7 protein-coding genes and 1 pseudogene are annotated in these 10,656 nt (G+C 69.2%); 5 read left to right on the top strand and 3 right to left on the bottom strand.

The annotated features are described in order from the left end of the window. Both VFH65_RS23270 and VFH65_RS23265 read left to right on the top strand, forming a co-directional pair. Window positions 1–528 (top strand): annotated as a pseudogene (locus VFH65_RS23270) (MFS transporter); the annotation flags it as partial. Between the two features lie 11 nt (window positions 529–539). Continuing rightward, window positions 540–1,313, top strand: a complete 774-nt coding sequence (locus VFH65_RS23265) for a TIGR03084 family metal-binding protein (protein WP_353324621.1) — start codon at window positions 540–542, stop codon at window positions 1,311–1,313. Between the two features lie 32 nt (window positions 1,314–1,345). Here VFH65_RS23265 and VFH65_RS23260 read toward each other — a convergent pair whose 3' ends face one another. The 3 genes from VFH65_RS23260 to VFH65_RS23250 all read right to left on the bottom strand — a co-directional run bounded on the left by VFH65_RS23260 (window position 1,346) and on the right by VFH65_RS23250 (window position 3,930). Next, complete coding sequence (locus tag VFH65_RS23260; RefSeq protein ID WP_353324619.1) at window positions 1,346–1,816, bottom strand: peptidoglycan-binding domain-containing protein; 471 nt, start codon at window positions 1,814–1,816, stop codon at window positions 1,346–1,348. A gap of 161 nt (window positions 1,817–1,977) precedes the next feature. Further along, on the bottom strand, window positions 1,978–2,466 hold the full coding sequence (locus VFH65_RS23255; RefSeq protein WP_353324617.1) for a pullulanase: 489 nt from the start codon (window positions 2,464–2,466) through the stop codon (window positions 1,978–1,980). 6 nt (window positions 2,467–2,472) lie between these two features. Next, window positions 2,473–3,930, bottom strand: coding sequence for a CCA tRNA nucleotidyltransferase (locus VFH65_RS23250; protein ID WP_353324616.1), 1,458 nt, complete (start codon window positions 3,928–3,930; stop codon window positions 2,473–2,475). A gap of 84 nt (window positions 3,931–4,014) precedes the next feature. On the opposite strand from VFH65_RS23250, the gene VFH65_RS23245 reads away from it, so the two are divergent. The 3 genes from VFH65_RS23245 to murJ form a co-directional block, all read left to right on the top strand. Continuing rightward, entirely contained in the window at window positions 4,015–4,860 is an 846-nt protein-coding gene (locus tag VFH65_RS23245) for an NUDIX hydrolase (protein ID WP_414688491.1), read from the top strand. Further along, window positions 4,857–7,301, top strand: a complete 2,445-nt coding sequence (locus tag VFH65_RS23240; RefSeq protein WP_353324615.1) for a DUF6049 family protein — start codon at window positions 4,857–4,859, stop codon at window positions 7,299–7,301. The genes VFH65_RS23245 and VFH65_RS23240 overlap by 4 nt, the downstream gene beginning before the upstream one ends. Before the next feature lie 35 nt (window positions 7,302–7,336). Further along, a partial coding sequence (gene murJ / locus VFH65_RS23235; RefSeq protein WP_414688492.1) for a murein biosynthesis integral membrane protein MurJ occupies window positions 7,337–10,656 on the top strand: 3,320 nt, incomplete at its 3' end.

The raw sequence follows: 10,656 nt of genomic DNA, 5'->3' as shown, positions 1-10,656 counted from the left end.
CATCGCATGGTGTTCGGGATCAACAGCCTGCTGGTGCTCGTCATAGTCCGGCAAAGCGACAGCCACGCGGTCGCGGGGTTCGGAACGTCGGTGGTGTTCCTCGCCGCTACGGGCACCGGGTCCTTCCTCGCCACCGTGGCGACACCGGCCGCAGTACGCCGGTGGGGCCGCTATGGCGCCGCGAACGGGGCACTGGCGTTCGCGGCGCTCGTTCAGCTGGCAGCGTCCGGCTTGCAAATGCCGTTGATGGTGGCCGGCGGTTTCCTGTTGGGAGGGGCCGGTCAGGTGGTGAAGCTGTGTGCCGACAGTGCAATGCAACTCGATGTCGACGACGCGCTGCGCGGCCACGTGTTCGCGGTGCAGGACTCGCTGTTCTGGGTGTCGTTCATCGGCGCGAGCACCGTGGCCGCGACGGTCATCCCGCCAGACGGTCACGAGCCCGCACTGGCTTTGGCCGGTGTCGGCGTGTACCTCGCCGGGCTGGCGGTGCATGCCGCAGTCGGTCGGCCCGTCGCGTCACCGGGCTAAGGTGACGCGCTATGGCGACGGCGGGGCCGATGGTGGCCGATCTGCGGGCCGAAAGCGACGAGGTCGACGCGCTGGTCGCCGACCTGCCTTCCGCGCGGTGGGCCGAATCCACGCCGGCGCCCGGCTGGACGATCGCTCATCAGATCGCCCACCTGCTGTGGACCGACCGCGTCGCACTCATCGCGGTCACCGACGAACCCGGCTTCGCCGCTGTGCTCGAGGATGCGGCCAAGAACCCCACCGGCTTCGTCGACGCAGGCGCCGAGGAGCTGGCCCTCACTCCTGCAGCGCACCTGTTGACCGACTGGCGTCAAACGCGGGCACGGCTGCACGACGAACTGCTGACGGTGCCCGACGGTCGGAAGCTGGCGTGGTTCGGACCGCCGATGAGCGCCGCTTCGATGGCGACGGCCCGGCTGATGGAGACATGGGCGCACGGCCTTGACGTCGCCGACGCGCTCGGCGTCAAGAGGCCGGCTACCGCGCGGCTGCGCTCGATCGCGCACATCGGGGTGCGCACCCGCGACTTCGCCTTCGCGATCAACGGCCAGACTCCCCCGCCCGATCCATTCCATGTCGAGCTGCGCGCGCCAGATGGCTCGACGTGGTCGTGGGGTCCGGAGGATGCCGCACAGCGGGTCACCGGTTCGGCGGAGGACTTCTGCATGCTGGTCACGCAACGGCGGCCACGCTCCGCGCTGGACGTACGCGCCGACGGCGCTGACGCGGAGCAGTGGCTGACGATCGCGCAGGCGTTCGCCGGTCCGCCGGGGCCCGGGCGCTAGCGGCCGGGCCCCAGCGTCGTGGCCGCACTCAATCAGCTGTAGAGCGCCGGCCACGTCTTCGGGCCGACGACGCCGTCGACCTTCAGCGGGTTGTAATCGCAATCGGTCAGGATGCTCTGAACATTCTTGACCGCGGTTTCGGTCAGCTTGCCGAATTCCCCGTCGACCGGCCCGGGATCGTAATCCGGGTAACCCCAGCTCTTGAGGATCTCCTGCAACAGGAAGACCGCGTTGCCCTTCGACCCCTTCTTGATCAACTGCGGAGTCAATCGTGACCACGTCTGCGGCCCGACGATGCCGTCGACCGTCAACGGGAACGAGAACGCAAAGAACTCGCCGGCGCTGCGGTCTAGCTGATACCGGATGACCCGGTTGCGTGTGATCGGACCGAAGATACCGTCGACCTCGCTGAGGTCAACCAGATAGCGACGGCAGTACAGCGCCTGCTGAGCCTTCTTGACCGCATCGCCCGTCGAACCGATTTTGATGATTGGATCGGCCATTGTCGTGCTCCTTTCGTGAAGGTTGGTGAGCACGACGAACGGTGTCAGCCGCGCGGGGAGATGTCGCGAGTAACCGACTACCTGGTTTGACGCGTGGGCACATATACCAGGCGAGTAGCGTTTGCTACCGAGATAGCCTGCCCTGCAACGGATGTCCCCGACTAGAGCTCGCTGGCGGCGTCGGCCTTTCCGTCGTTGTTGCTGTCGGTCAGCTTGACGTCCCAGCGCCCGTCCGCGTCGACGTCGACGTAAGCCGTCTCGCCGCCCATCGCGCGGTCGGCCAGCCCGTCGCCGTCCGCGTCCACCAACCTGTCATCGACTTTGCCGTCCGCGTCGAGATCGACCATCGGTCCGCCGGTGTGTTCGACACCGTCGAGACCAAACCACCGCACCAGCCCGGCCCGGTCGACGCTGACCGCCCAGGTGCCGGTCCCGTCGTCGGTGAAATACGCAGCCTCGGCGCCGTGATCGCGGACCAGATGATCGGCCAGGCCGTCACCGTCGAGGTCGGCAATCGCGTCGTCAAACAACCCGTCGCCGTCGTAATCCAGGCCGACCGCGTCCAGCGAGCCGTCGCCGTCCACATCGGTATCGGGGTCAGCGGTCCACATGGTGGCCGAACCGTCGGCGTCGCCAAGGCAGTACTCCATGACGGGTCAGACGCTGCGCTCGCCCCTTGAGTTCCACCACTTCGTCAGTTCTTCGACGGCTTCGTCGTGGCTCAACGGCCCCCGGTCCAGCCGCAGCTCCTTGAGATGTCGCCACGCCTGGCCGACCTCGGGCCCCGCCGGGATGCCGAGGATCTGCATGATCTCGTTGCCGTCAAGGTCGGGCCGCACCCGCTCCAGGTCTTCGCGCGCCGCCAGCTCGGCGATCCGGTGTTCCAGATCGTCGTAATTGGCCTGCAACCGGGCAGCACGGCGCTTGTTGCGGGTCGTGCAGTCGGCGCGGACCAGCTTGTGCAGCCTTGGCAGCAGCGGGCCGGCGTCGGTCACGTATCGGCGCACCGCGGAGTCGGTCCACTTGCCGTCGCCGTAGCCGTGGAAGCGCAGATGCAGATACACCAGCTGCGAAACGTCGTCGACCATCTGCTTGGAGTACTTCAGCGCGCGCATGCGCTTTCGCGTCATCTTCGCGCCGACCACCTCGTGGTGATGAAAGCTCACTCCCCCGTCGGGTTCGTGCCTGCGGGTGCCCGGCTTACCGATGTCGTGCAGCAGCGCCGCCCATCTCAGCACCAGATCGGGGGCGCCGGGATCCTCGAGCTCGATCGCCTGCCGCAGGACCGTCAGCGAATGCCAGTAGACGTCCTTGTGCTGATGGTGTTCGTCGATGGCCATCCGCATGGCGCCGACCTCGGGCAGCACCACATCGCCCAGCCCCGTCTGCACCATCAGGTCAATACCCGCCACCGGGTCGGCACCGAGAAGAAGCTTGTCCAACTCGGCGGCGACGCGCTCCGCGGTGATCCGGCCGAGCTGTGGCGCCATCTCGGTCAGCGCGGTCAGCACCCGCGGAGCCACGCTGAAGCCGAGCTGCGATACGAAGCGCGCCGCCCGCAGCATCCGCAGCGGGTCGTCGCCGAACGACACCTCGGGCGCCGAAGGCGTGTCGAGCATCTTGGCGCTCAGCGCCGCCAAACCGCCTAGGGGATCGTGGAATTCGGCGGGCCCGTCCTTGGTGATGCGCACCGCCATCGCGTTGGCGGTGAAGTCACGGCGCACCAGATCGTCGTTGAGGTTGTCGCCAAACCGCACCTGCGGATTGCGCGACACCTGGTCGTAGGTGTCGGCACGGAAGGTGGTGATCTCCAAGCGGACGTCGGCCTTGCCGACGCCGATGGTGCCGAACTCGATGCCTGTGTCCCACAGCGCGTCGGCCCACGGCCGCAGCATCTTCTGCAACTGTTCGGGACGGGCGTCGGTGGTGAAGTCCAGGTCGCCCTTTTCGGTCAGCCGGCCGAGCAACGCGTCGCGCACACTGCCGCCCACGAGGTACAGCTCGTGGCCCGCCTCAGCGAACACCGCGCCGAGATCACGCAAGACATCGGCATGCCGGTTGAGGGCCACCGCGGCGCGGGCCAGCAGTTCGGCGTCAGCAGCTGAGTCGGGCACGTTCGATGAGCCTAGTGGTCACAGACGTGTCACCGACGGCGAGTGCGGCGGGAGCGAATCTCGGTGGCAGCTACTATCGCTTGGGTGTCGGACGGCGAACAGGCCAAACCACGACGGCGCCGGGGGCGGCGCCGCGGCCGACGCGCTGCCGGTCCGCCCGAAGCCGGTACCGAACACCGCAACAACACCGCTGTGCCTGCCAAGAAGGACCAACCGGGCGGTGCGCCCAAGCCCCAGAAATCGCGGCCGCGACGGGCGCCGGATCGCCTGCGCACCGTGCACGAGACGTCGGCGGGCGGATTGGTCATCGACGGCCTCGACGGGCCGAAGGAAAGCCAGGTCGCGGCACTGATCGGCCGCATCGACCGGCGCGGCAGGATGCTGTGGTCGCTGCCGAAAGGCCACATCGAACTCGGTGAGACCGCCGAGCAGACCGCGATCCGCGAGGTCGCCGAGGAGACCGGTATCCAGGGCAGCGTGCTCGCCGCGCTGGGCAGCATCGACTACTGGTTCGTCACCGAGGGCCGCCGTGTGCACAAAACCGTGCACCATTATCTGATGCGCTTTCTCGGCGGTGAGCTCTCCGACGAGGACGTCGAAGTCAGCGAGGTGGCCTGGGTGCCGCTCAAGGAGCTGCCCTCCCGGCTGGCCTACGCCGACGAACGCCGCCTCGCCGAGGTGGCCGGCGCGCTGATCGACAAGCTGCACACCGACGGGCCGTCCTCCTTGCCTCCGCTGCCCCGAACCTCACCGCGGCGGCGAGCCCAAACGCACTCGCACTCCCGTAACCGTCGTCCAGACGAATCCGCGCAACCGTCCCTGGGGGCGGAGCGAAGCGATCGGGGGGGAACGTCCCTGGGGGCGGAGCGAAGCGACCGGGGGGGAATAGAGCCCGGCCGGCGGGCGAACGGCTGCGGACAAGGGCCATGAAAGGCCGCAGGAAGTGCCGAGTGGTGCTTCCTCGTCTCCTAGCCGCCATTGCGCTGCTCGCGCTGATCGTCGCTCCGGTCACGCCGGGCGCCGCCGCAGGCGAGCCGGGCGCGGTGCCGTTCCTGCAGGTGCGCATCGACCGGGTCACCCCCGAGGTGGTCACCACCACGAGCGAACCCATCGTCACCGTCACCGGCGCGGTACTGAACGTCGGCGATCGTCCGGTTCGCGACGTCATGGTCCGCCTCGAGCACGCTGATGCCGTCACGGCATCTGCGGGCCTGCGCACAAACCTCGCCGGCAACGTCGACCAGTTCGAGCCTGTCGCCGACTTCATCACCCTGGCGCCGGAATTGCTTCGCGGACAAGATGTTCCGTTCACGCTCGCATACCCGCTGCGGTCACCGGAGCTGCCGTCGCTGGACATAGAGCAGCCCGGCGTGTACCCGGTGATGGTCAACGTCAACGGCACGCCCGACTACGGCGAGCCTGCCCGCCTCGACGACGCTCGGTTCCTGCTGCCGGTTCTCGGCGTGCCGCCCGATACGAGCGCCGAGTCCGCAGCGGACACGTTGACGTCGGTGGTGCCGCCCGACACGTCGAAACCGGTGCGCCTCACGATGTTCTGGCCGATCGCCGACCGACCGCGCCTGGCGGCGGGCGCACCGGGCGGAAGCACACCGGTTCGCCTGATCGATGACGACCTCGCGACTTCACTGGCGCCGGGCGGGCGACTCGACACGCTGCTGTCCGCGGTCGACTTCGCGACCAGCCCGCAGGTCGACCCTGGCGGCCAGGTTGCCAGCGCGCTGTGCCTGGCCGTCGACCCCGACCTGTTGGTCACCGTCAACGCGATGACGGGCGGCTACGTCGTCAACGACGCACCCGACGCCGGCCCCGGCACGCCGACGCATCCCGGCGCGGGCCAGGACGCCGCGGTGGCGTGGCTCAACCGGCTCAAGGCGCTGGCGCAGCGGATGTGCGTCGCGCCGACGACCTACGCGCAAGCCGACCTCGACGCGCTGGACCGCGTCGGTGATCAAGGCCTGAACGGGATCGCCGTCAACAGCGTCGGCGACATCGTCGACCAGATCCTCGGCGTCACGTCGATCCGCGGCGCCAGCCTGGTCGGCGACGGGCCGGTGACCGGGCCTGCGGTGGAGTTGCTGTCGGCGCAAGGCCCGACCGTGGCGATCGGCGCCGCCAACCTGCCCGGTGCGGGGTCTGAGCCGTCCGGCGGAGGAGATTCGGCAACCGGCGAGCCACCGAGTGCCGACGTGACGCCGGTTCGCTACACCCCGCAAGTGGTCGCGATGCCGTTCGACCCGACCGTCGGCGCGGCCCTCGCCGGTGCCGGCACCGAGCCGATGTCGCCGTCGTACCTCGATCCGTCACTGGACATCCCGCTCAAACACGATTCGGCGGTGGCGCGACGGCAGGATGCGCTGGGCTCGCTGCTGTGGCGCGGCCTGCACCCCGGCACCGAGCCACGCACGCAAATCCTGGTGCCGCCGCTGGCGTGGAACCTCGAACCCGAGGATGCGCAGTCGATTCTCACCGCGATGGCGACCACGATCCACGCGGGCCTGGCAGTGCCGCGGCCGCTGGCGTCCGTGATCGCCGAGGGCAACGCCGTTCCGCAGCAGGCCATTGCGCCGCTGCCCGGCGGCGAGATCGGCAACCCGCGCGGACGCTTCGACGACGGCGTCGTCTCGGGCATTTCGTCGGTCACCGCCAGGGTGTGGGCGTTCACCGCGGCGCTGACCACCGACGAGCGCACCGGGCTGACCGGCGCTCAATACACCGCCCCGCTGCGCGAGGACATGCTGCGGGCATTGAGCCAATCCGTTCCGCCCGACGCCCGCAATGGGCTTGCCCAGCAACGCCTTACGACCGTCGGCCGCACGGTCGATGATCTACTTGGTGCGGTCACCATCGTCAATCCGGGCGGCGCGTACACGTTGGCGACCGAGCGCAGCCCACTGCCACTGGCGCTGCGCAACGACCTGCCGGTGCCGATCCGTGTGCGGCTGGAGGTGGACGCGCCACCGGGGATGTCCGTCACCGACATGGGTGAGATCCAGCTGCCGCCGGGCTTCCTGCCGCTGCGGGTGCCGATCGAGGTGCACTTCACCCAGCGCGTCGCCGTGGACGTCGCGCTGCGCACCGCCGACGGCCTTCCACTTGGCGAGCCGGTGCGGCTTTCCGTGCATTCCAACGCCTACGGCAAGGTGCTGTTCTTCATCACCCTTTCGGCGGGCGCTGTGCTGGTCCTGCTGGCCGGCCGACGGCTGTGGCACAGGTTCCGCGGCCAGCCTGATCCCGCGGATCTCGACCGGCCCGATCCCATCGACGTTGCGATGGCCTATGCGAAGGACGCGGACGAGGGGGCGATGACACCGTCGGGCAGGGACGGTGCCACCGGCGGTGAAAAGCCATGACCTCCCCGCGCGGGCCCCTGCCACCGATGGGTCCGATGCCACCGGGGCGGGTTCCTCCCGGCCACTACCCTCCGCCGCGCAGGCCACCTCCGCCGCAGACGCATCGCATACCCCGGCCACCGCCGCAACGGATTCCCCGCGGCCCGGCGCCCCGCCGGCGAGCGGGCCGCCCTGAACTGTCCGATGCCGCGGTCGTGTCGCGGTCGTGGGGCATGGCGCTGGCGACCCTGGTCAGCCGCATCACCGGATTCACCCGCATTGTGCTGCTCGCCGCCATCCTCGGCGCCGCCCTGTCGAGTACCTTCACGGTGGCCAACCAGCTGCCCAACCTGATCGCCGCGCTGGTGCTGGAGGCGACGTTCACGGCGATCTTCGTTCCGGTACTCGCCCGCGCGGAGCGCGACGACCCCGACGGCGGCACGGCCTTCGTGCGGCGCCTGTTCACCTTGGCCACCACGCTGTTGCTCTTCGCCACCGTGTTGTCGGTGGCCGCTGCCCCGCTTCTGGTCGACTTGATGTTGGGCAGCGACCCGCTGGTGAACCGGCCCCTCACCACCGCGTTCGCCTATCTGCTGCTGCCGCAGGTCCTCTTCTACGGTTTGTCGTCGGTGTTCATGGCAATCCTGAACACCCGCAACGTGTTTGGGCCGCCCGCGTGGGCGCCGGTGGTCAACAACGTCGTCGCGATCGCCACGTTGGGCCTGTATCTCCTTGTCCCTGGAGAGCTTTCCGTGAACCCGGTGGAGATGGGCAACGCCAAGCTGCTGGTGCTCGGCATCGGCACCACGCTGGGTGTGTTCGCCCAGACCGCGGTGCTGCTGATCGCCATCCGTCGCGAACGGATCAGCCTGCGCCCGCTGTGGGGCATCGACGACCGCCTCAAGAAGTTCGGTGCGATGGCGGCGGCCATGGTGCTCTACGTGCTGATCAGCCAGATCGGGTTGATCGTCGGCAACCAAATCGCCAGCGGCGCCGCGGCTTCCGGCCCGGCCATCTACACCTACACGTGGCTGGTGCTGATGCTGCCGTTCGGCGTGATCGGCGTGACGGTGCTGACGGTCGTGATGCCGCGGTTGAGCCGCAACGCCGCGGCCGACGACAACCCTGCGGTCTTGGCCGACCTGTCGCTGGCCACCCGGCTGACCATGGTGACGCTGATTCCGATCGTGGCCATGATGACCGTCGGCGGCCCGGCGATCGGCAGCGCGCTGTTCGCCTACGGCAACTTCGGCGAGGTCGACGCGGGATACCTCGGCATGGCGATCACCTTGTCGGCGTTCACGTTGATTCCGTATGCCCTTGTGCTGCTTCAGCTTCGAGTGTTTTACGCGCGCGAGCAGCCGTGGACGCCGATCGCGTTGATCGTCGTGATCACCATCGTGAAGATCGCGGCGTCACTGGCCGCCCCGTACATGACCGACGACCCGGAGTTGGTGGCCGGCTACCTGGGTCTGGCCAACGGCCTCGGATTCCTTGCAGGCGCGACGGTCGGATACTTCCTGCTGCGCGCCAACCTCAACCCGCCCGGCGGTCGCCTCATCAGCCTGCAAGTGGTGCGCACGATCCTGGTGACCATCGCGGCGTCGATGATCGCCGGGCTCATCGCGCACATCGTCGATCAGCTGCTGGGGTTGGAGTCGCTGACCCGCAACTGGGGCGGCGTCGGCTCGCTGCTGCGGCTGTGCGTGCTCGGCGTGATCATGGTGCCGATCATCGCCGGGGTCATGCTGGCCGCCCAGGTGCCCGACGCTCAGGCCGCGCTGGCCGCCCTGCGACGTCGTCTCGGTCGAGGCCCGGTAGTAGCCGTGCCTGCGACTATGCGGCCAGACCGGCCACGGCCCGACGGCCCCCTCACGTACGCTGATCAGAGGAATTCGCTCGCGGCTCGGCAGCGTCATGTCCCGACGTCCGCCCGGCGCGAGGCCCCGGCAGGGGTTGCCGGGGAGTGGACGCGGAAAGGACCAGCGGTGACCGACAAACCCGCGGGCAGCTCCGCGCCGGGCCCAGACAGCACGGCGACCACGAAGATCCCCCGCCCGTCTGCCGATGACTTCCAGCCCGACGTCGTGGCCGACGACTTCCAGCCCGACGTGCCGGTCGACGATTTCGATCACGCCGTACCGGGGACGCCGGACGCCGCGGAGGACATCCCCGAAGCCACCAACGGCACCACACCCATGCCCATGCCGGTGTCCGGCCGCCCGCCGTCGGACTACGGCGGCGATCCGACCCGCGAATCCCTGCCCTTCGATATCCCGCGGGAGCCCCCGATCGAGGCGGCCACCTCGGACGAAGACGTCCACCTCATTCCCGGTGCCACGATCGCCGGTGGCCGGTACCGGCTGCTGGTGTTCCACGGCGGCCCGCCGAACCTGCAGTTCTGGCAGGCGCTCGACACTGCGCTGGACCGTCAGGTGGCGCTGACATTCGTCGACCCCGACGCCATGCTGCCCGACGAGCAGGTGCAGGAGATCCTGTCGCGCACCTCGAAGCTCAGCCGCCTCGACATGCCCGGTGTCGCCAGGGTGCTCGATGTCGCGAGCACGGGCTCTGGCGGACTGGTGGTATCCGAGTGGATCCGCGGTGGGTCGCTGCCCGAGGTGGCCGAGACGTCGCCGTCGCCGATCGGCGGTGCCCGCGCCATCCAGTCACTGGCCGCGGCGGCCGAGGCCGCGCACCGCGCCGGGGTCGCACTGTCGATCGATCACCCCAGCCGGGTGCGGGTCAGCATCGAGGGCGACGTCGCGCTCGCCTTCCCCGCGACCCTCCCGGACGCCACACCGGAGGACGACATCCGCGGCATCGGGGCGGCGCTGTATGCGCTGCTGATCGACCGGTGGCCGCTGGCCGAGTCGGGTGTGCGCAGTGGGTTGGCGCCTGCCGAACTCGACGCCGCAGGCCAGCCGATCGAACCGCGTGCCGTCGACCGCGACATCCCGTTCCAGATCTCCGCGGCGGCCGCCCGCGCCGTGCAGGACGGCGGCGGTATTCGCAGCGCGCCGACCCTGCTGAACCTGCTGCAGCAGGCCACCGCGATCGCCGACCGCACCGAACTCATCTCCCCTGTCGACGAACCCGAACCGGCGCCGTCGCGGTTCCGCGGTGCGCTGGCCACCGACCCGGACTCCCAGGCGCGTCGCCGCAAGGGACTGCTGATCGGGCTGGGGGTCGGCGGCGCCATCGTCATCGTCGCGTTGATCGTGCTGGCGTCGGTCTTGAGCAGGATCTTCGGCGACGTCGGCGACGGGCTCGGCGGTGACGAACTCGGCCTGAACGCACCATCGTCGTCTGCCGAAGCCGGCGACGGCTCCAGCGGCAACACCGTGAAACCCGTTGGCGTCACGGTGTTTTCGCC

The sequence above is a fragment of the Mycobacterium sp. genome (genome assembly GCF_035697385.1).
Lineage (GTDB): Bacteria > Actinomycetota > Actinomycetes > Mycobacteriales > Mycobacteriaceae > Mycobacterium.
This window is presented reverse-complemented; position numbering and strand designations above follow the sequence as displayed.

Bases quoted from the DNA above. Each gene is read 5' to 3' on its own strand.
- VFH65_RS23260 (WP_353324619.1), bottom strand. From the start codon at position 1,816: ATGGCCGATCCAATCATCAAAATCGGTTCGACGGGCGATGCGGTCAAG.
- VFH65_RS23265 (WP_353324621.1), top strand. From the start codon at position 540: ATGGCGACGGCGGGGCCGATGGTGGCCGATCTGCGGGCCGAAAGCGAC.
- VFH65_RS23255 (WP_353324617.1), bottom strand. From the start codon at position 2,466: ATGGAGTACTGCCTTGGCGACGCCGACGGTTCGGCCACCATGTGGACC.
- VFH65_RS23240 (WP_353324615.1), top strand. From the start codon at position 4,857: ATGAAAGGCCGCAGGAAGTGCCGAGTGGTGCTTCCTCGTCTCCTAGCC.